Source organism: Pseudomonas sp. GW821-FHT02H09 (assembly GCF_059421425.1).
The window spans coordinates 136202-155628 of the sequence record NZ_JBWKVA010000001.1; the positions used below are offsets into that span (position 1 = coordinate 136202).

General features: G+C 59.4%; 17 protein-coding genes and 1 pseudogene. 10 read left to right on the forward strand and 8 right to left on the reverse strand.

Annotation, left to right across the window (positions count from 1 at the left end):
• Positions 1-57: 57 nt before the first annotated feature.
• From gatB to gatC, 3 genes are read right to left on the reverse strand one after another with little or no spacing between them, the layout of a single operon-like run.
• Positions 58-1503, reverse strand: a complete 1446-nt coding sequence (gene gatB / locus AC07VR_RS00580; protein ID WP_494995200.1) for an Asp-tRNA(Asn)/Glu-tRNA(Gln) amidotransferase subunit GatB — start codon at positions 1501-1503, stop codon at positions 58-60.
• A gap of 10 nt (positions 1504-1513) precedes the next feature.
• Complete coding sequence (gene gatA, locus AC07VR_RS00585; protein ID WP_494995199.1) at positions 1514-2965, reverse strand: Asp-tRNA(Asn)/Glu-tRNA(Gln) amidotransferase subunit GatA; 1452 nt, start codon at positions 2963-2965, stop codon at positions 1514-1516.
• A 16-nt stretch (positions 2966-2981) separates the two neighbouring features.
• On the reverse strand, positions 2982-3269 hold the full coding sequence (gene gatC, locus AC07VR_RS00590) for an Asp-tRNA(Asn)/Glu-tRNA(Gln) amidotransferase subunit GatC (RefSeq protein WP_003197816.1): 288 nt from the start codon (positions 3267-3269) through the stop codon (positions 2982-2984).
• Positions 3270-3479: 210 nt separating this feature from the next.
• On the opposite strand from gatC, the gene mreB reads away from it, so the two are divergent.
• The 8 genes from mreB to tldD all read left to right on the forward strand — a co-directional run bounded on the left by mreB (position 3480) and on the right by tldD (position 14857).
• The gene (gene mreB / locus AC07VR_RS00595) at positions 3480-4517 is read left to right on the forward strand and encodes a rod shape-determining protein MreB (RefSeq protein WP_002555108.1); all 1038 of its coding nucleotides are present in this window, start codon (positions 3480-3482) and stop codon (positions 4515-4517) included.
• 142 nt (positions 4518-4659) lie between these two features.
• Complete coding sequence (mreC, locus tag AC07VR_RS00600; protein WP_494995216.1) at positions 4660-5751, forward strand: rod shape-determining protein MreC; 1092 nt, start codon at positions 4660-4662, stop codon at positions 5749-5751.
• Positions 5751-6239: a rod shape-determining protein MreD gene (gene mreD, locus AC07VR_RS00605; RefSeq protein WP_494995198.1), complete on the forward strand. Its 489-nt coding sequence runs from the start codon at positions 5751-5753 to the stop codon at positions 6237-6239. Before mreC ends, mreD begins: the two co-directional genes overlap by 1 nt.
• A gap of 92 nt (positions 6240-6331) precedes the next feature.
• Positions 6332-6937, forward strand: a complete 606-nt coding sequence (locus AC07VR_RS00610) for a Maf family protein (protein ID WP_494995197.1) — start codon at positions 6332-6334, stop codon at positions 6935-6937.
• A 57-nt stretch (positions 6938-6994) separates the two neighbouring features.
• Complete coding sequence (rng, locus tag AC07VR_RS00615) at positions 6995-8452, forward strand: ribonuclease G (RefSeq protein WP_494995196.1); 1458 nt, start codon at positions 6995-6997, stop codon at positions 8450-8452.
• 75 nt (positions 8453-8527) lie between these two features.
• Entirely contained in the window at positions 8528-12331 is a 3804-nt protein-coding gene (locus AC07VR_RS00620; RefSeq protein ID WP_495010372.1) for a YhdP family protein, read from the forward strand.
• A gap of 216 nt (positions 12332-12547) precedes the next feature.
• The gene (locus tag AC07VR_RS00625) at positions 12548-13396 is read left to right on the forward strand and encodes a carbon-nitrogen hydrolase family protein (protein WP_495010236.1); all 849 of its coding nucleotides are present in this window, start codon (positions 12548-12550) and stop codon (positions 13394-13396) included.
• Between the two features lie 18 nt (positions 13397-13414).
• Positions 13415-14857, forward strand: coding sequence for a metalloprotease TldD (gene tldD, locus AC07VR_RS00630; RefSeq protein ID WP_494995193.1), 1443 nt, complete (start codon positions 13415-13417; stop codon positions 14855-14857).
• Between the two features lie 62 nt (positions 14858-14919).
• Here the strand turns inward: tldD and yjgA are convergent, their stop codons facing one another.
• Positions 14920-15444, reverse strand: a complete 525-nt coding sequence (yjgA, locus tag AC07VR_RS00635) for a ribosome biogenesis factor YjgA (protein WP_494995192.1) — start codon at positions 15442-15444, stop codon at positions 14920-14922.
• Positions 15445-15552: 108 nt separating this feature from the next.
• Here yjgA and pmbA point away from each other — a divergent pair, with 108 nt between their 5' ends.
• Positions 15553-16899, forward strand: a complete 1347-nt coding sequence (gene pmbA, locus AC07VR_RS00640; RefSeq protein WP_495010237.1) for a metalloprotease PmbA — start codon at positions 15553-15555, stop codon at positions 16897-16899.
• Positions 16900-16958: 59 nt separating this feature from the next.
• A pseudogene (locus AC07VR_RS00645) lies at positions 16959-17411 on the forward strand (ZIP family metal transporter); the annotation flags it as partial.
• Positions 17412-17441: 30 nt separating this feature from the next.
• Here the strand turns inward: AC07VR_RS00645 and AC07VR_RS00650 are convergent.
• The 4 genes from AC07VR_RS00650 to hpf are packed head-to-tail and all read right to left on the reverse strand — an operon-like array spanning position 17442 to position 19375.
• Positions 17442-17714, reverse strand: a complete 273-nt coding sequence (locus AC07VR_RS00650; protein WP_494995190.1) for an HPr family phosphocarrier protein — start codon at positions 17712-17714, stop codon at positions 17442-17444.
• A 15-nt stretch (positions 17715-17729) separates the two neighbouring features.
• Positions 17730-18587 carry an RNase adapter RapZ gene (gene rapZ, locus AC07VR_RS00655; protein ID WP_494995189.1) on the reverse strand — a complete coding sequence of 286 codons (858 nt, stop codon included), beginning with the start codon at positions 18585-18587 and terminating at the stop codon, positions 17730-17732.
• Positions 18588-18589: 2 nt separating this feature from the next.
• On the reverse strand, positions 18590-19054 hold the full coding sequence (gene ptsN / locus AC07VR_RS00660) for a PTS IIA-like nitrogen regulatory protein PtsN (protein WP_494995188.1): 465 nt from the start codon (positions 19052-19054) through the stop codon (positions 18590-18592).
• A 12-nt stretch (positions 19055-19066) separates the two neighbouring features.
• A complete protein-coding gene (hpf, locus tag AC07VR_RS00665; protein ID WP_494995187.1) occupies positions 19067-19375 on the reverse strand; it encodes a ribosome hibernation-promoting factor, HPF/YfiA family in 309 nt (102 codons plus the stop codon).
• Between the last annotated feature and the right edge of the window lie 52 nt (positions 19376-19427).

A 19427-nucleotide genomic window follows, 5' to 3' on the forward strand; every position in this document is an offset into this window, starting at 1 on the left:
TGACGCAGAGCGTCACGGGCTGCATTCCCACGCAGAGCGTGGGAACGATCACTGTGGTCAGCCTTCGAGCTTGCTTTTCAGCAGTTCGTTGACTTGTTGCGGGTTGGCCTTGCCTTTCGATGCTTTCATCGCCTGACCGACGAAGAAGCCGAACATCTTGCCGCGTTTGGCTTCATCAGCCGCGCGGTATTGTTCGACCTGTTCGGCGTTGGCCGCGAGCATCTCGTCGAGCACTTTGGAGATTTCGCCGGTGTCGGTTACTTGCTTCAGACCACGCTTGTCGATGATCTCGTCAGCGCTGCCTTCGCCGTTGGCCATGCCTTCAAAGACCATCTTGGCGATCTTGCCGGAGATGGTGTTGTCCTTGATGCGCAGCAACATACCACCCAACTGCTCGGCTGAAACCGGCGCTTCGTCGATTTCCAGACCTTGTTTGTTCAACAGGCTGCCCAGCTCGACCATGACCCAGTTGGCCGCCAGCTTGGCGTCGCCGCCGATGCTCACGACTTTCTCGAAGTAATCCGCTTGCTCACGGCTCGAAGCCAGCACGCTGGCGTCGTAGACCGACAGCCCGAACTGCTCCTGGAAGCGCTCGCGTTTCTGCGGTGGCAATTCCGGCAAGGTGGCGCGGATGTCGGTGAGGAACGAGTCCTCGATGACCACCGGCAACAGGTCCGGATCGGGGAAGTAACGGTAGTCGTTGGCTTCCTCTTTGCTGCGCATGGCGCGGGTTTCGTCTTTGTTCGGATCGTACAGGCGGGTCTGCTGAATGACCTTGCCGCCATCTTCGATCAACTCGATCTGGCGACGCACTTCGGTGTTGATCGCCTTCTCGATGAAGCGGAACGAGTTGACGTTCTTGATCTCGCAGCGCGTGCCGAATTCAACCTGGCCTTTGGGGCGGACCGACACGTTGCAGTCGCAACGCAGCGAGCCTTCGGCCATGTTGCCGTCGCAGATGCCCAGGTAACGCACCAGTGCGTGGATCGCCTTGACGTAAGCCACGGCCTCCTTGGCGCTACGCATGTCCGGCTCGGAGACGATCTCCAGCAGCGGCGTGCCAGCGCGGTTCAGGTCGATGCCGGTGGCGCCGCTGAACTCTTCATGCAGGCTCTTGCCGGCGTCTTCTTCCAAATGCGCGCGGGTGATGCCGACGCGTTTGACCGTGCCGTCTTCCAGCGGGATGTCCAAATGGCCTTTGCCGACGATCGGCAACTCCATCTGGCTGATCTGGTAGCCCTTGGGCAAATCCGGGTAGAAGTAGTTTTTGCGGGCGAACACGTTGTGCTGGCCGATGTGTGCATCGATCGCCAGGCCGAACATCACCGCCATGCGCACCGCTTCCTGGTTCAGCACCGGCAAGACGCCGGGCATGCCCAGGTCTACCAGGCTGGCCTGGGTATTCGGCTCGGAGCCAAACGTGGTGGCGCTACCGGAGAAAATCTTCGATTGGGTGGCGAGCTGGGTATGAATCTCCAGCCCGATCACGACTTCCCATTGCATGTGTTTCTCCTCAGAAGCCTGTCGGGGTGCGGGTGTGCCAGTCAGTGTTGAGCTGATACTGGTGGGCGACGTTCAACAGACGGCCTTCCTGGAAGTACGGGGCGAGCAATTGCACGCCGACCGGCAGACCATCGACGAAACCGGCTGGCATGGACAAGCCCGGCAGGCCCGCAAGGTTGGCGGTGATGGTGTAGACGTCTTCCAGGTACGCAGCGACCGGGTCGCTGTTCTTGGCGCCGAGTTTCCAGGCCGGGTTCGGCGTGGTTGGGCCGAGGATGATATCGACCTCATTAAAGGCAGCCATGAAATCGTTCTTGATCAGGCGACGAATCTTTTGCGCCTTCAGGTAGTAGGCGTCGTAGTAACCGGCCGACAGCGCGTAGGCGCCGACCATGATCCGGCGCTGCACTTCCGGGCCGAAACCTTCACCGCGCGAACGTTTGTAAAGGTCGGTCAGGTCTTTCGGGTCTTCGCAGCGATAGCCGAAACGCACACCGTCAAAACGCGACAGGTTGGAGGACGCCTCTGCTGGAGCGATCACGTAGTACGCAGGGATCGCGTGCTGCATGTTCGGCAGGCTGATTTCCTTGACCAGCGCGCCGAGCTTTTCCAGCTCCTTGACGCTGTTGTGGATCAGTTCGGCGATGCGTGGATCGAGACCGGCGCTGAAGTACTCCTTCGGTACGCCGATGCGCAGGCCCTTGAGCGAACCGTTGAGGCTGGCGCTGTAATCCGGCACGGGCTCGTCGATGCTGGTTGAGTCCTGCGGATCGAAACCGGCCATGCCTTGCAGCAGGATCGCGCAGTCTTCAGCGGTACGCGCCAACGGACCGCCCTGATCGAGGCTGGAGGCGTAAGCGATCATGCCCCAGCGCGAAACACGACCGTAGGTCGGTTTCAGGCCGGTGAGGTTGGTCAGTGCTGCCGGCTGTCGGATCGAGCCACCGGTGTCGGTGCCGGTCGCCGCAGGCAACAGACGAGCGGCAACCGCCGCCGCTGAACCGCCGGACGAACCGCCTGGAACGTGTTCCAGGTTCCACGGGTTTTTCACTGCGCCGTAGTAGCTCGATTCGTTGGCCGAGCCCATGGCGAACTCGTCCATGTTGGTCTTGCCCAGCGTGACGGCGCCGGCGGCAGCCAGTTTGGCGACCACGGTGGCGTCATACGGCGCCTTGAAGTTGTCGAGCATCTTCGAGCCGCAGCTGGTGCGAATGCCCTGGGTGCAGAACAGGTCTTTGTGAGCGATCGGCGCGCCGAGCAGGGCACCGCTCTCACCGTTGGCCCGGCGTGCGTCAGCGGCTTTCGCCTGCTGGAGCGCCAGGTCCTCGGTGAGGCTGATGAAGCTGTTGAGCTGCGGGTCGAGCCGGGCAATACGCGCCAGCAGAACCTTGGTCAGCTCTTCGGAGGAAAACTTTTTGTCGGCGAGTCCGCGGGCGATCTCGGCCAGAGTCAATTGATGCATTGCAGGCTCTTTCCCTTTAGTCGATGACTTTCGGAACCAGATACAGGCCGTTTTCGACCGCTGGTGCGATGGACTGATAGGCCTCGCGATGATTGGACTCAGTCACGACGTCTGCGCGCAGGCGTTGGCTGGCTTCCAGTGGGTGGGCCAGAGGCTCGATACCGTCGGTATTCACAGCCTGCATTTCATCGACCAGGCCGAGAATACTGTTCAGGGCGGAAGTAATATGTGGAAGATCGGCTTCATTGAGGCCAAGACAGGCCAGATGAGCGATTTTTTCCACGTCGGAGCGTTCAAGCGCCATGGGATTCTCCAGTGGAAAACAGAACGGATGCTATCCGTGTGTTAGATTGTCGGAACACTACCGCATTTCTACGGTCATAAGGCCGCGATTGTGGGGCTTGGTGCACAGAAAAGCGGCCAATTTAACATATTGGCGCCTTGCCCAAAATCCCTGTCGTTGTTAGAGTTTGCCGCACTTTTTTACCCACGCGTTGCCTAGGGTCCCTTCCCCATGTTCAAGAAACTGCGTGGCATGTTTTCCAGCGATCTTTCAATTGACCTGGGCACTGCCAACACCCTTATTTACGTGCGTGAGCGCGGTATCGTCCTGAATGAACCATCGGTTGTGGCCATTCGGACGCACGGTAATCAGAAAAGTGTCGTTGCCGTCGGCACTGAAGCCAAGCGCATGCTCGGCCGTACACCCGGCAACATTGCTGCCATTCGTCCGATGAAGGACGGCGTGATCGCCGACTTCAGCGTCTGCGAAAAAATGCTGCAGTACTTTATCAACAAGGTTCACGAAAACAGCTTTCTGCAGCCTAGCCCTCGTGTGCTGATCTGCGTTCCATGCAAATCCACCCAGGTTGAGCGTCGCGCCATTCGTGAGTCGGCTCTGGGTGCCGGTGCCCGTGAAGTGTTCCTGATCGAAGAACCAATGGCTGCTGCCATTGGTGCCGGTCTGCCAGTTGAAGAAGCCCGCGGCTCGATGGTCGTCGATATCGGTGGTGGTACCACTGAAATTGCGCTGATCTCCCTCAATGGTGTGGTTTACGCTGAATCCGTACGGGTTGGCGGCGACCGCTTCGACGAAGCGATCATCACCTATGTGCGTCGTAACTACGGCAGCCTGATCGGTGAGTCCACCGCTGAGCGCATCAAACAGGAAATCGGTACGGCCTACCCGGGCGGCGAAGTCCGTGAAGTCGATGTTCGCGGTCGTAACCTGGCTGAAGGCGTTCCACGCGCATTTACCCTGAACTCCAATGAAGTGCTGGAAGCTCTGCAAGAGTCCCTGGCAACCATCGTTCAGGCCGTGAAGAGCGCTCTGGAGCAATCGCCTCCGGAACTGGCTTCCGATATCGCCGAGCGTGGTCTGGTGCTGACCGGTGGTGGCGCCTTGCTGCGTGACCTGGACAAGTTGCTGGCCCAGGAAACCGGTCTGCCGGTAATCGTTGCCGAAGACCCGCTGACTTGCGTTGCTCGCGGCGGTGGCCGTGCATTGGAAATGATGGATAAGCACACGATGGATCTGCTTTCCAGCGAGTAATTTCGCGGGATGCATCTATGCTGTTCCGCTCTCAGGCAGCACTTTGCAGTGCTGCCTGTTGGCGTTCATCTTCTGTCAATCTGCTCCAGGCCGGTTTGATGCCGTATGAATAACGAGAACATTTGCCTGGGAGGAGCGGCTTATTAAACCGCTTTTCGCCAAAGGCCCCTCATTGGGCGTGCGCGTGTTGGTGCTGGTCGTGCTATCGGTCGCGCTGATGGTGGTCGATGCCCGCTTCACACTGCTCAAGCCGGTGCGTAGCCAGATGTCGCTGGTGCTGATGCAGTCTTACTGGATCACCGACCTGCCACAGCGGCTATTGCAAGGTGTTGCCAGTCAATTTGGCAGCCGTACCGAGCTGGTCGCCGAAAACGAAAAACTCAAGACCGAAAACCTGCTGTTGCAGGGCCGCATGCAAAAACTGGCGGCCTTGACCGAGCAGAACGTTCGGCTGCGCGAGTTGCTCAATTCTTCCGCGCTGGTCAACGAAAAGGTCGAGGTGGCCGAGTTGATCGGCATGGACCCCAATCCGTTCACCCATCGCATCATCATCAATAAAGGTGAGCGTGACGGTGTGGTCCTCGGCCAGCCGGTGCTCGATGCCCGTGGGTTGATGGGCCAGGTGGTCGAGTTGATGCCGTATACCTCCCGTGTGCTGCTGTTGACTGACACGACCCACAGTATCCCGGTCCAGGTGAACCGTAACGGTCTGCGCGCCATCGCCAGCGGTACCGGCAATCCGGAGCGCCTGGAGTTGCGCCATGTGGCGGATACCGCAGACATCAAGGAAGGCGACCTGTTGGTCAGCTCCGGCCTCGGTCAGCGATTCCCGGCGGGCTATCCGGTGGCGACGGTCAAGGAAGTGATTCATGACTCCGGCCAGCCATTCGCGATCGTTCGGGCAGTTCCAACCGCAGCGCTGAACCGTAGTCGTTATTTGTTGCTGGTGTTCAGCGATAACCGTACCGCCGAAGAGCGGGCCAACGACGCCGCACAGGCTCAGGAAGCGCAAGATCGGCAAAACGGTACCGCCCCGATAATTCCGGCAACCGTTCCCAAACCTGTCACGCCGCCAGTGCCAGCTGTAGCTCCGGCTGTTGCAACGCCAGCGTCTGCTGCCGTGCCAGCCAAACCGGTTGCCCATACCCGTGCGCATCCCGTCAAACCGGCTACCCCGGCAGCGGCGAAGCCACCTGCTGCGGCTCCGGCGGCCACCACTCGGGAGAGGCAGTAATGGCAGGTATTCATTCGCGCAATGGCTGGATGGTCTGGCTGACCTTTGCCATTGGCTTGTTACTCAGCGTTTCGCCGTTGCCGCAGTTCATGGAAATTCTCCGGCCACTGTGGCTGGCGCTGCTGTTGGCGTTCTGGACTCTGGCGCTGCCGCACAAGGTCGGCATGGTCACTGCCTGGTGTCTCGGTCTGGCGGAAGACGTGCTGTACGGTACGTTGCTCGGGCAGAACGCCTTGATTCTGACCTTGATCACTTTCCTGGTGCTGTCATTGCAGCAGCGTTTGCGCATGTTCCCGATGTGGCAGCAAAGTCTGGTGATACTTGTGATCTTCGGCCTGGCCCAGCTGGTTCAGCTGTGGCTCAGTGCTTTGACCGGTAACCGCCAGCCGACTCTGGCGCTGGTATTGCCAGCATTGGTCAGTGCTTTACTCTGGCCGTGGGTCAGCTTCGGTTTGCGTGGATTGAGTCGCCGCTACAAAATCAATTGATCCGGTCAGGCTTGGGGTCTGTTGACGCTTGGTGGCGGTTCGTCACCAAGCGTCAACAGACCCTACCCACACCTCGACAGGGAGATGTCTTGATGTATCCGCTTTATCTGGCCTCTGGCTCACCACGTCGACGTGAACTGCTGACGCAGATCGGCGTGCCTTTTACCGCTATCAGCGCGGATATCGATGAAACCCCTCTGATTGACGAATCTCCGGCGGCCTATGTCGAGCGTCTGGCTCGCGGCAAGGCTGAAGCCGGGCACGGGGTGCTTGCGGTCAGCGAATCCGACGCACCGATTTGTGTGCTGGGTGCAGATACCGCCGTGGTACTTGACGGGCACATTCTCGGTAAGCCGGTTGATGAAGCAGATGCCCTGGCCATGCTCATGGCCCTGTCCGACCGCGAACATGAAGTGCTGACCGCGATAGCCGTGCTCGACGGTCAACGTTGTGAGTCGCGCGTGGTTCGCAGTCTGGTGCGGTTTCGGTCGATCAGTGGCGAAGAAGCAGCGGCCTATTGGGCCAGTGGCGAGCCGCAGGACAAGGCCGGCGGTTATGGGATTCAGGGGCTGGGTGCGGTGTTTGTCGCAGGGCTCAATGGCAGTTATTCAGCGGTCGTTGGCCTGCCGGTGTGCGAAACCGCAGAACTACTCGGCCATTTCGGCATACCCTGTTGGCAAAACCTTACAGTGCGCTAAGCGCCGTACCTGACTGACGCGGCCATTATCGTGAATACGCTTGAGCGAGACCCTGCCATGAGTGAAGAGATTCTGATCAACATCACGCCGATGGAATCGCGCGTGGCGGTGGTTGAAAACGGTGTTTTGCAAGAGGTTCATGTCGAGCGCACCCAGAAGCGCGGGATCGTCGGCAACATCTATAAAGGCAAGGTGGTCCGGGTTCTGCCAGGTATGCAGGCGGCGTTCGTCGATATCGGTCTGGACCGCGCGGCATTTATTCACGCTTCGGAAATCTCCATGCGTGAAGGCCCGGCGGTGGAAAGCATCGGCGCCCTGGTCCATGAAGGGCAAAGCCTTGTCGTGCAAGTCACCAAGGATCCAATCGGTTCCAAGGGCGCGCGCTTGACCACTCAGTTGTCTATTCCGTCGCGTTATCTGGTGTACATGCCGCGCACCGCCCACGTCGGCATTTCCTTGAAGATCGAAGACGAAGCCGAGCGCGAGCGGCTCAAGCAGGTGGTCAGCGACTGCGTGGCGAAGGAAGGTATCAAGGAAGCCGGTGGCTTCATCCTGCGTACGGCCGCTGAAGGCGCCGGGGCCGATGAGATCCTGATGGACATCCGCTACCTGCGAAGATTGTGGGATCAGATCGCGGAGCAGATCAAGACCATCAGTGCGCCGAGCGTCATTTATGAAGACCTGGGCCTGGCTTTGCGCACCTTGCGCGATCTGGTCAGCCCGAAGATTGAGAAAATTCGCATCGATTCCCGGGAAACCTTCCAGAAAACCACTCAGTTCGTCGCCGAACTGATGCCGGAAATCGCCGACCGCCTTGAGCACTATCCCGGCGAGCGGCCGATTTTTGATCTGTACGGTGTCGAAGACGAGATCCAGAAGGCCCTGGAGCGCAAAGTGCCGCTCAAGTCCGGCGGCTATCTGGTGGTCGATCCGGCGGAAGCCATGAGCACCATCGACGTCAACACCGGGGCTTTTGTCGGCCATCGCAACCTTGAAGAGACAATCTTCAAGACCAACCTCGAGGCCGCGACGGCGATTGCCCGTCAACTGCGCCTGCGCAATCTCGGCGGAATTATCATCATCGACTTCATCGACATGGAGGACGAGGAGCACCAGCGCCAGGTGTTGCGCACACTGGAAAAGCAGCTGGAGCGTGATCACGCCAAGACCAACATTATCGGTATTACCGAATTGGGCCTGGTGCAGATGACCCGCAAGCGTACCCGCGAAAGTCTTGAGCAGGTGCTGTGCGAACCGTGCAGCAGTTGTCAGGGCCGCGGCAAGTTGAAGACTCCGGAAACGGTTTGCTATGAAATTTTCCGCGAAATCCTGCGCGAGGCTCGGGCTTACGAGGCTGTGGGCTATAGAGTGCTGGCCAATCAAAAAGTAGTTGATCGGTTGCTTGACGAAGAGTCGGGGAACGTTGCGGAGCTGGAAGGGTTTATCGGACGGACTATCCGTTTCCAGGTCGAAACCATGTACTCCCAGGAACAATATGACGTGGTGCTGCTCTGAATCGGCGTGCTGTACTTTTATTGGAAGCGGCTGGATTGAGCGTTTTGCATGACTACGCCATGGGGGCCACCTGACATGGAGCGTTTGATACGCTTTTTTGTTGCTTTGACTCGCTGGGGGCTGGGACTTTGCGCCTTGATGTTGGTGTTGACTGCGCTGTACGTCAGCCTTGGTCGCGAACTCATTCCGCTGGTCGCCGAGTATCGAGGTGATGTCGAGGCCAAGGCCCGCGAAGCGACGGATATGCCATTGAGCATTGGCAGCCTCGAAGGCAGCTGGAGCGGTCTGGCGCCGATTCTGCTGGCCCGCGATGTGGTGGTCAGTAAGGGTGCCAATGGGTTGCGCCTGGATCATGTGCGGGTAGTGCCGGATGTCTGGGCCAGCCTGCTGGCTCGCGAGGTCCGTATCGCCCATCTCGAACTCAACGGCCTGAAACTGAGCCTGAAGGAAGACCAGAACGGCCATTGGGCACTTGAAGGGTTGCCGGTTCAGCAGGGTCAACCCGTCGATCCCGAGCAACTGCTCAATCGCATGCAAATGGTTGTTCAGCTGTCGGTGCTGGACAGCCAGGTCACTTTGCAGCCGTTCAATGAAACCCCACTGACCCTGACGAATGTCGGCCTGAACCTTAAAACCGGTCTGACCCGCCAGCGTCTCGATGCTCGCTTGACCCTGCCCGACGGCCAGCCCATGGCTCTGAGCTTGCGCACTCGTGTACGTGCCAGCCACTGGCGAGATGCTGAGACGGATGCTTACCTGAGCCTGCCGCAAAGCGATTGGGCGCGCTGGCTGCCCGCGCGGTTGACCCAGCAATGGAAGTTTTCCGAGCTCAAGGCCGGTGGCGAGCTTTGGCTGAGCTGGGCTGAGGGCACTGTGCAAAGCGCTGTGGCCCGCCTCAATGCCCCGCAAGTCAAAGGCGCCTACACCGGGCGAAAGCCGCTGACGATTCAGAATCTGGCGCTCAACGCCTGGTTCCAGCGTAGCGACGAAGGCTTCAGCGTACTTCTCGATTCGTTGGCCATGAACCTCGGCGAAACCCGTTGGGAGTCGCATGTGCAGCTTCAGCAGTTCGCCGCCACCGACAAAGCCGAAGAACGCTGGCGTGTCCAGGCTGATCGCCTTGATCTGACGCCGATCACACCTGTGCTGGATGCCTTGGTACCGGTGCCGGACAATGTCGAGGTGGTGATCGACAACCTCAAAGTCACTGGCGCCCTGCGCAATGTGCTGGTCGATTATCGCCCACAGGCAACCGACGACCAGCGTTTGAGTTTCGCCGCCAACCTGGAGCGGGTTGGCTTCAACGCTTATCACGGCGCTCCGGCGGCACGTAATGTGAGCGGTAGCATCAGCGGCGACCTTGGACAGGGCGAGCTGCGTATGGACAGCAAGGATTTTTCCCTGCACCTGGACCCGATCTTCGCCAAGCCATGGCAGTACATCCAGGCCAATGCGCGGCTGACCTGGAAGCTCGACAATGAAGGCTTCACCCTGATCGCACCGTACCTGAAAGTGCTGGGCGAGGAGGGCAAGATCGCCGGCGATTTCCTGATCCGTCTGCATTTCGATCATACCCAGGAAGACTACATGGACCTGCGGGTCGGTCTGGTCGAGGGCGACGGTCGTTATACCGCCAAGTATCTGCCGGCAGTCCTCAGTCCGGCTCTGGATGAGTGGTTGCGTACGGCAATTCTCAAGGGCGCGGTGGATGAAGGCTTCTTCCAGTACCAAGGCTCGCTGAACCACGGCGCCATCGACAACGCGCGCAGTATCAGCCTGTTCTTCAAGGTTCACGACGCTGAACTGGCGTTCCAGCCGGGTTGGCCGCACGTCGGCAAGGTCAGCGGTGATGTGTTTATCGAAGACAGCGGCGTACGAATTCTGGCAAGCAAAGGCCAATTGCTCGACACCCAGGTTCGCGACATCTACGTCAATATTCCCCATGTACCCGCCGGACAAACCAGCCGCCTGTTTCTCGACGGCGAGTTTGCGGGTGGCCTGGGCGACGGTTTGAAGATTCTGCAGGAAGCGCCGATCGGCACCGACTCGATTTTTGCCGGTTGGCAGGGGGAAGGTGACTTGCAGGGCAAGTTGAAGCTGGATATTCCGCTGGCCAAAGGCGAGTTGCCGAAAATCCTGGTGGACTTCAAGACCGCCAAGGCTCGGCTGAAGCTGAGCGAACCCGAACTTGAACTGAGCCAGCTCAAGGGGGATTTCCGCTTTGACAGCAGCAAGGGTTTGAGCGGGCAGGGCATTACAGCGCAAGCTTTCGATCGGCCGATTACCGCGCAGATTTTTGCCGATGGCAAAGCGGGCAGCCTCAACACCCGCGTCGTTACCAAGGGTCAGGTGACGGTGAAGAAGCTCACCGAGTGGCTGAAAGTCAGCCAGCCGTTGCCGGTTTCCGGCGACATTCCTTATCAGTTGCAACTGACGCTCAACGGCGCGGATAGCCAGCTCATGGTCAACTCCAGCCTTAAGGGCGTCGCGGTGGATCTGCCTGCACCTTTCGGCATGCCGGCCAGTGAAGGCCGCGACACCGTGTTTCGGATGACCCTGCAAGGGCCTGAGCGGCGTTATTGGGTCAACTACGGCGACCTCGCCAACTTCACCTTCGCAGCGCCGAGCGGCGGCATTGCCGATGGGCGCGGCGAGCTGTTTCTGGGCGCCGACAATGCAGTGTTGCCGGATGTTAAAGGCTTGCGTGTGCGCGGTGTGCTGTCGGAGCTGGATATCGAGCCCTGGAAAGCCTTGGTCGATCGCTATGCCGGCCAGGCCCCCGGCGACAGCGCCAGGCAACTGTTGAGCAGTGCCGACGTCCAGGTGAGCAAGCTCATCGGGTTTGGCAGCACACTCGATAAGGTCTCGTTGCAGTTGAATCGCAAACAGGCCTCTTGGGCTTTGCAGATCGATAGCCAACAGGCCAAAGGCAGTGTCGGCATCCCCGACGCCAAGGACGCTGCGGTGGCAATCGATCTGCAATATGTGCGTTTGCCGGCCATAGATCCCACCGTTCAGGCCGACGAAAATTCTCCGGACCCGCTAGCGTCAGTCGATCCCAGGAACATCCCGGCGCTGGATATCTCCATCGTCCAGTTGTTCCAGGGTAATGATCTGATTGGCGGCTGGTCGCTCAAGGTACGCCCTACCGCCAAAGGTATTGCACTCAACAGTCTGGATCTGGGCCTCAAGGGCATGGTGTTGCAGGGCACAGGCGGCTGGGAGGGCCCGCCAGGGGCCAGCAGTAGTTGGTACAAGGGGCGTCTGGGCGGCAAGAATCTTGCGGATGTGCTGAAGGGCTGGGGCTTTGCCCCCACCGTGACCAGTGAAGATTTTCATATGGATGTGGACGGTCGTTGGCCCGGCTCTCCGGCCTGGGTCGGACTCAAGCGCTTCTCCGGAAGCCTCGATGCAACGTTGCGAAAAGGTCAGTTCGTTGAAGTAGAGGGCGGTGCACAGGCCTTGCGGGTGTTCGGCTTGCTTAACTTCAACTCGATTGGTCGACGTCTGCGTCTGGATTTCTCTGACCTGTTCGGGAAAGGCTTGAGTTACGACCGGGTAAAAGGCCTGCTGGTGGCCAGTAACGGGGTGTACGTTACCCGTGAACCGATCACCCTGACCGGACCGTCGAGCAATCTGGAACTCAATGGCACGCTGGACCTGGTTGCCGATCAGGTCGATGCCAAGCTGTTGTTGACGTTGCCAGTGACCAACAACCTGCCGATCGCCGCGTTAATCGTCGGTGCGCCGGCGATTGGCGGGGCATTGTTCCTGATCGACAAGCTTATCGGTGATAGCGTGTCCCGTTTCGCCAGTGTGAAATACAACGTCAAAGGCCCGTGGAAAGAACCGAAAATCACCTACGACAAGCCTTTTTGAAAAACCACGCCTGGGGCTATGGGAGTAGCATGACTCCATGCGTTTTTTGTAGCAGTTGCCGCCAGGCTACGTCCGGCTGCGAAGCGGCCGTAGAGTCTGACACTGCGATTCTTCTGGTTAACCGCGTACGCCGCAGACGCAGGCTTCGCCAGCTGCTACACAGGGTTTTGCAGAGTCTGCACCGGGCGTGCAGAACCAACCGAGAAAGGATACGCCATGTCTCTTGCGGTGATTCAAATGGTCAGCCAGAGCGATGTTCTGGCCAATCTGGTCCAGGCCCGGCGCTTGCTGGAGCAAGCAGCGGCTGGCGGTGCCCGGCTGGCGGTGCTGCCGGAAAACTTCGCTGCCATGGGCCGCCGTGATATTGCCGACATTGGTCGTGCCGAAGCCTTGGGCAGCGGTCCGATCCTGCCCTGGTTGAAACAGACCGCTCGCGACCTCAAGTTATGGATAGTGGCCGGCACATTGCCGTTGCCGCCCCAGGATCAACCCGACGGCAAGGTCAATGCCTGCTCCTTGTTGATCGACGAACACGGTGAGGCGGTGGCGCGTTACGACAAGCTGCATTTGTTCGATGTGGATGTGGCCGACAATCGCGGTCGTTATCGTGAGTCGGATGACTATGCTCATGGAGATGCGGTGGTGGTCGCAGACACACCTGTCGGCCGAGTGGGCCTGACGGTGTGCTACGACTTGCGCTTCCCGGAGTTGTACAGTGAGTTACGCGCAGCCGGTGCCGAGTTGATCACCGCGCCCTCTGCATTTACCGCGGTGACCGGTGCGGCTCATTGGGAGGTGCTGATCCGCGCACGGGCAATCGAGACCCAGTGTTATGTGCTGGCGGCTGCCCAGGGTGGGATTCACCCGGGACCGCGAGAAACCTTTGGCCATGCAGCGATTATCGACCCTTGGGGGCGTGTGCTGGCCGAGCAGGATCAGGGCGAGGCTGTGCTGCTGGCCGAGCGCGATAGCAGCGAACAGGCGTCCATCAGGGCGCGGATGCCGGTGGCCAGCCATCGGCGCTTTTTCTCGCAGGGCGCACAGCGACCTGCCTCAGAACGATGAATTTAAGGCGCAAAGCATATGAGCGAGTTGTTGTCCTCAGTCAGTGAACACCTTTTAGCGCCGGGTGGCGTGACCATTGAAAGCCTGCAAGCAGTGCTCGGCGATCTGGCCGGGCCGGGCATCGATGCCGCCGACCTGTATTTCCAGGGACAGATTTCCGAGTCCTGGGCGCTGGAAGACGGCATCGTCAAGGAAGGTAGCTTCAACCTTGACCAAGGCGTCGGTGTGCGTGCGCAGTCGGGCGAGAAGACCGGTTTTGCTTACAGCAATGCCATTACTCTCGAAGCCCTGGGCCTGGCCGCCCGTGCTGCCCGTTCGATTTCCCGTGCCGGGCAGAATGGCACCGTGCAGGCGTTCAGTACCCAGGATGTCGCCCGACTGTATGCGCCGGATAACCCGCTGGAAGTCATCAGCCGTGCCGAGAAGGTCGAGCTGCTCAAGCGCGTCGATGCCGCGACCCGGGCGCTGGACCCGCGCATCCAACAAGTCACCGTGAGCATGGCCGGGGTCTGGGAGCGGATTCTGGTCGCATCCACCGACGGCGGTCTGGCGGCAGACGTGCGTCCCTTGGTGCGATTCAATGTCAGCGTCATCGTCGAACAGAATGGTCGCCGCGAACGCGGTGGTCACGGCGGTGGCGGTCGTACCGATTACCGTTACTTCCTTGGCGAGGACCGCGCCATGGGTTATGCCCGTGAAGCATTGCGCCAGGCGCTGGTCAATCTCGAGGCGATTGCGGCACCGGCCGGTACGTTGCCGGTGGTCCTCGGTTCCGGTTGGTCGGGTGTGCTGTTGCATGAAGCGGTAGGTCATGGCCTGGAAGGTGACTTCAACCGTAAAGGCAGTTCGGCTTACAGCGGCCGCATGGGCGAAATGGTTGCTTCCAGGCTCTGCACCATCGTCGACGATGGCACTTTGGCCGGTCGCCGCGGTTCCTTGAGCGTCGACGACGAAGGCACTCCGACCGAGTGCACTACTCTGATCGAAAACGGTGTGCTCAAAGGTTATATGCAGGACAAGCTCAATGCCCGCCTGATGGGCATGGCCCGCACTGGCAACGGTCGTCGTGAGTCATATGCGCACTTGCCAATGCCGCGGATGACCAACACTTACATGCTCGCTGGTGAAAGCGATCCGGCCGAAATCATCGCCTCGGTGAAGAGGGGTATCTACTGCGCCAATCTCGGCGGCGGTCAGGTGGACATCACCAGCGGCAAATTCGTGTTCTCCACCAGCGAGGCCTATCTGATCGAAGACGGCAAGATCACCGCGCCGGTCAAAGGTGCGACGTTGATCGGTAACGGGCCGGAAGCGATGAGCAAAGTGTCGATGGTCGGTAACGACCTGGCGCTGGACAGCGGGGTAGGGACATGCGGTAAGGATGGGCAGTCGGTGCCGGTGGGTGTCGGCCAGCCAACCTTGAAGATCGACGCGATCACCGTGGGTGGCACGGGCGCTTGAGCTTGAGAGGGAGCCTTGGGTGGGTGAACCGCGAAGCGGTACAACCCACCCGGGGTCGAAGACTAACGCAGACCGCGTTGTGTCTCGTCCAGCTCACGGATGTACTTGAAGATTTTTCGGCTGGCAGCAGGTGGCTTGCTTTGCGCAAGCTCATGCTGGGCCTGACGGATCAGGGAGCGCAGTTGCTGGCGATCCGCGTCCGGGTAGTCGATGACGAACTTCTCCAGGACACCGTCATCGCCCGCGATCAAGCGATCGCGCCAGCGTTCCAGACCGTGGAAACGTTCGTTGTACTGCCGAGTGGAGGCGTCGAGTTGATCAAGCAACACCAGAATGGCGTCAGTGTCCTGATCGCGCATCAGTTTGCCGATGAACAGAATGTGCCGTTTACGCGCGATATTCGCGGTGTGCTTGGGCGCTTCAGCCAAAGCCCGGCGCAAGGCGTCGGTCAATGGCAGTTTTGCCAGCAAGTCAGGCTTGAGTGTTGTAAGGCGCTCGCCAAGATCAACCAGAGCATGCAGCTCGCGTTTGACCTGGGATTTGCTTTTTTCTCCCCCGTCGAGGGAGTCGTCGTAAGAATCAACCATGGTGGCAGTCCGCAAAGAAACGCCGCCATGATAACCAGTCGGGGGCCGCTTGTCCGGCCCGGTCGCTCGAAGGCCCCAGCCGAACGCAGAATTTGAGTGGAGAAAACCATGAGTGCAGTTGAAAGCGTCGGTCCACAAGCCTTGCCGGCACTGCAAGAACAAGTCGAGCAGATCATCGCCGAGGCCAAACGCCAGGGCGCCAGCGCCTGTGAAGTCGCGGTTTCTCTGGAGCAGGGTCTGTCGACCACGGTCCGCCAGCGGGAAGTCGAAACCGTTGAGTTCAACCGTGACCAGGGCTTTGGCATCACCTTGTATGTTGGCCAGCGCAAAGGTTCGGCCAGCACCTCGGCCAGCGGTCCGGAGGCGATTCGCGAAACCGTCGCCGCCGCCCTGGCCATCGCCAAACACACCTCGGAAGATGAAAGCTCAGGTTTGGCCGATGCAGCCTTGATGGCCAAGGATCTGCCGGACTTCGACCTGTTCCACGCCTGGGACATCACTCCGGAGCAAGCCATTGAGCAGGCACTGGCCTGTGAAGCGGCGGCGTTTGCCACCGACAGCCGAATCAAGAACGCCGATGGCACATCCCTGAGCACCCATCAGGGTTGCCGTGTGTATGGCAACAGTCACGGATTTATCGGCGGTTACGCGTCGACCCGTCACAGCCTGAGCTGCGTGATGATTGCCGAAGCCGATGGCCAGATGCAGCGCGATTACTGGTATGACGTGAATCGCCAGGGCGAACTGCTCGCTGATCCGGTCAGCATCGGCCAGCGTGCTGCGCAACGGGCGGCCAGTCGTCTGGGCGCGCGTCCGGTTCCAACCTGCGAAGTGCCGGTGCTGTTTTCCGCAGAACTGGCTGGCGGTTTGTTCGGCAGTTTTCTCGGGGCGATCTCCGGCGGCAATCTGTACCGAAAATCGTCGTTCCTCGAAGGTACGTTGGGCCAACGGCTGTTCCCTGAATGGCTGACCCTGGATGAACGGCCACACCTGATGCGTGGCCTGGGCAGTTCGGCCTTCGATGGCGACGGTCTGGCAACTTACGCCAAACCTTTCGTCGAGAACGGTCATTTGGTTTCTTACGTGCTGGGCACGTACTCCGGTCGCAAACTGGGCATGCCGAGCACCGCCAACGCTGGTGGCGTGCATAACCTGTTCGTTAGCCATGGCGATGAAGACCAGGCTGCGCTGCTGCGGCGCATGGGGCGCGGGCTGCTGGTCACCGAATTGATGGGTCAGGGCTTGAACATGGTGACTGGCGACTATTCCCGTGGTGCCTCGGGTTTCTGGGTGGAAAACGGCGAGATTCAGTTCGCCGTGCAAGAAGTGACCATCGCCGGCAACATGCGTGACATGTTCCAGCAGATCATCGCCGTTGGTAATGACCTGGAATTGCGCAGCAATATTCGTACGGGGTCAGTGCTGATCGAGCGGATGACAGTGGCCGGTAGCTAAACGACCGCAGCTTCAAGCGAAGGCGCGTCACCCAATGGGAGGCGCGCCTTTTTTTGTGGGAGTATCCGGTGATTGCTCCGCGGATCTGGCAATTTGTATTTGCCATCATTGCTCACAACATCCCGGAAGGCATGGCGGTCGGCGTGTCTGCCGGCGGTGGGATGCCCGACGCCGACAGTTTGGCCATGGGCATCGCTTTACAGGATGTGCCGGAAGGTTTGGTGATCGCTTTGGTATTAGCCGGGGCAGGGATGTCGCGGGTCAAGGCGTTCCTGGTCGGCGCGGCTTCAGGTTTGGTTGAGCCGGTCTTCGCGTTGTTGGGTGCCTGGCTGGTGAGTCTGGCCGAGTTGCTCTTGCCTCTGGGGTTGGCGTTGGCTGCAGGCGCGATGCTGCTGGTGGTGACTCACGAGGTGAGCCCGGAGTCACGGCGCAATGGCCACGACAAGCTGGCCAGCCTGGGGCTGTGTATCGGGTTCTGTCTGATGACAGTCATGAATACCGCGCTTGCGTAGGCGCCGCCGAAGGCTCGGGCCGCCGAGCTTTTATTCGCCTTCGTCGAAGAAGTTATTGATCAGCGCAACCAGCGCATTCAGCGCTTCCTGTTCTTGTTCGCCTTCAGTGCACAGATGGATTTTGGTGCCTTTACCGGCAGCGAGCATCATCATGGCCATGATGCTTTTGCCATCGACCATGGATTCAGGGGTACGTCCGGCTTTTATCTGGCAGGGATATTGACCTGCTACGCCGACAAACTTGGCAGATGCTCGGGCATGTAAACCCAGCTTGTTGATGATTTCAATTTCCAGAGCGGGCATCGCGGTGTGAATCCTTTAGCTTAGGTCGCGGTGGCGAACCTGGACGTTCTTCAGGGACTTTTGTAGAGCCTGGCCCAGACGTTCGGTCAGGTAGACGGAGCGGTGATGCCCGCCGGTGCAGCCAATGGCAATGGTGACGTAGGCGCGGTTGCTGGCGGCAAAGCGGGGCAGCCATTTCAGCAAATACGCAGAGATATCCTGGAACATTTCTTCGACATCCGGCTGAGCAGCCAGATACTCGGCAACCGGCTGGTCCAGCCCGGACTGATCGCGCAACTCCGGTTTCCAGTATGGATTGGGTAGGCAGCGCACATCGAATACCAGGTCAGCATCGACCGGCATTCCGCGTTTGAAGCCGAAAGATTCGACCAGAAACGCCGTGCCCGGCTCCGGCTGGTTCAGCAGGCGAAGTTTGATGGTATCGCGCAGTTGATACAGGTTCAGATGGGTGGTGTTGAGCTTCAGATCAGCGAGGTCGGCAATCGGCCCAAGCAGGTTGGTCTCATCATCAATGGCTTCGGCGAGCGACCGATTGGCGGTGCTCAGGGGGTGGCGTCGACGGGTTTCCGAGAATCGCTTGAGCAGGGTTTCCTCGTCGGCGTCCAGATACAGCACGTCGCATTGGATGTGCCGGCTGCGCACTTCTTCCAAAAGCTCCGGAAAGCGCGACAGATGGCTGGGCAAGTTACGGGCGTCGATGGAAACCGCAACCAGCGGTTGCGCCAGTTCAGTGTGAATCAACGCACGTTCGGCCAATTCCGGAAGCAGGCCGGCCGGCAGGTTGTCGATGCAGTAGTAACCGTTGTCCTCCAATACATCGAGGGCGGTGCTTTTACCGGAGCCGGATCGGCCGCTGACAATGATCAAACGCATGATTAATGACCGTTCTGCTCGTCCAGGACAACCTGGTACAGGGCTTCATTAGTTGCGGCGCTGCGAAGTTTTTCGCGCACTTCCTTGCGATCAAGCATGCTGGCAATTTGCCGAAGCAGTTCCAGATGCGCATCGGTAGCGGCTTGCGGGACCAGCAGGACAAACAGCAGGTCGACCGGAGCACCATCGATGGCGTCGAAATCTATGGGGGCGTCCAGGTGCATCAAGGCACTGATGGGCGATTCGCAGCCTTTGAGGCGGCAGTGGGGAATGGCGATGCCGTTGCCAAAACCGGTTGAACCAAGTTTTTCACGGGCTATCAGACTCTCGAAGACATCTTGCATTCCCAGATCCGGCACTTCGCGGCTGATCAGGTTGGCAATTTGCTCGAGGGCGCGCTTTTTACTGCCGCCCGGCACGTTCACCAAAGAACGGCCGGGGGTCAGGATGTTTTCAAGTCGAATCATGGGTTGGGAGTGTTAACGACCTGTTGCGCCCTGGAGGAGGCTCTGGGTCTTTTCCTTGTGCTTTTTGAGTTGGCGATCCAGCTTGTCGGTGAGTGCGTCGATTGCCGCGTACATGTCGTCATGCTCGGCGTTGGCGACCACTTCATTGCCGGGGATATGCAAGGTAGCTTCGATTTTCTGCTTCAGCTTTTCGACGGTCATCGTGACTTGCACATTGGTGATCTTGTCGAAATGCCTTTCCAATCGTTCGAGTTTTTCGCCGATGTAGATGCGCAGGGGTTCGGTCACTTCCAGTTGGTGTCCACTGATGTTGACTTGCATACAGCTTCTCCTTCGTTGCCAGTGCATAAAGCGGCAGGCAGAAATGCCTGCC

Coding starts and splice junctions, on each gene's coding strand:
- gatB (WP_494995200.1), bottom strand. CDS start 1,503: ATGCAATGGGAAGTCGTGATCGGGCTGGAGATTCATACCCAGCTCGCC.
- gatA (WP_494995199.1), bottom strand. CDS start 2,965: ATGCATCAATTGACTCTGGCCGAGATCGCCCGCGGACTCGCCGACAAA.
- gatC (WP_003197816.1), bottom strand. CDS start 3,269: ATGGCGCTTGAACGCTCCGACGTGGAAAAAATCGCTCATCTGGCCTGT.
- mreB (WP_002555108.1), top strand. CDS start 3,480: ATGTTCAAGAAACTGCGTGGCATGTTTTCCAGCGATCTTTCAATTGAC.
- mreD (WP_494995198.1), top strand. CDS start 5,751: ATGGCAGGTATTCATTCGCGCAATGGCTGGATGGTCTGGCTGACCTTT.
- AC07VR_RS00610 (WP_494995197.1), top strand. CDS start 6,332: ATGTATCCGCTTTATCTGGCCTCTGGCTCACCACGTCGACGTGAACTG.
- rng (WP_494995196.1), top strand. CDS start 6,995: ATGAGTGAAGAGATTCTGATCAACATCACGCCGATGGAATCGCGCGTG.
- AC07VR_RS00620 (WP_495010372.1), top strand. CDS start 8,528: ATGGAGCGTTTGATACGCTTTTTTGTTGCTTTGACTCGCTGGGGGCTG.
- AC07VR_RS00625 (WP_495010236.1), top strand. CDS start 12,548: ATGTCTCTTGCGGTGATTCAAATGGTCAGCCAGAGCGATGTTCTGGCC.
- tldD (WP_494995193.1), top strand. CDS start 13,415: ATGAGCGAGTTGTTGTCCTCAGTCAGTGAACACCTTTTAGCGCCGGGT.
- yjgA (WP_494995192.1), bottom strand. CDS start 15,444: ATGGTTGATTCTTACGACGACTCCCTCGACGGGGGAGAAAAAAGCAAA.
- pmbA (WP_495010237.1), top strand. CDS start 15,553: ATGAGTGCAGTTGAAAGCGTCGGTCCACAAGCCTTGCCGGCACTGCAA.
- AC07VR_RS00650 (WP_494995190.1), bottom strand. CDS start 17,714: ATGCCCGCTCTGGAAATTGAAATCATCAACAAGCTGGGTTTACATGCC.
- rapZ (WP_494995189.1), bottom strand. CDS start 18,587: ATGCGTTTGATCATTGTCAGCGGCCGATCCGGCTCCGGTAAAAGCACC.
- ptsN (WP_494995188.1), bottom strand. CDS start 19,054: ATGATTCGACTTGAAAACATCCTGACCCCCGGCCGTTCTTTGGTGAAC.
- hpf (WP_494995187.1), bottom strand. CDS start 19,375: ATGCAAGTCAACATCAGTGGACACCAACTGGAAGTGACCGAACCCCTG.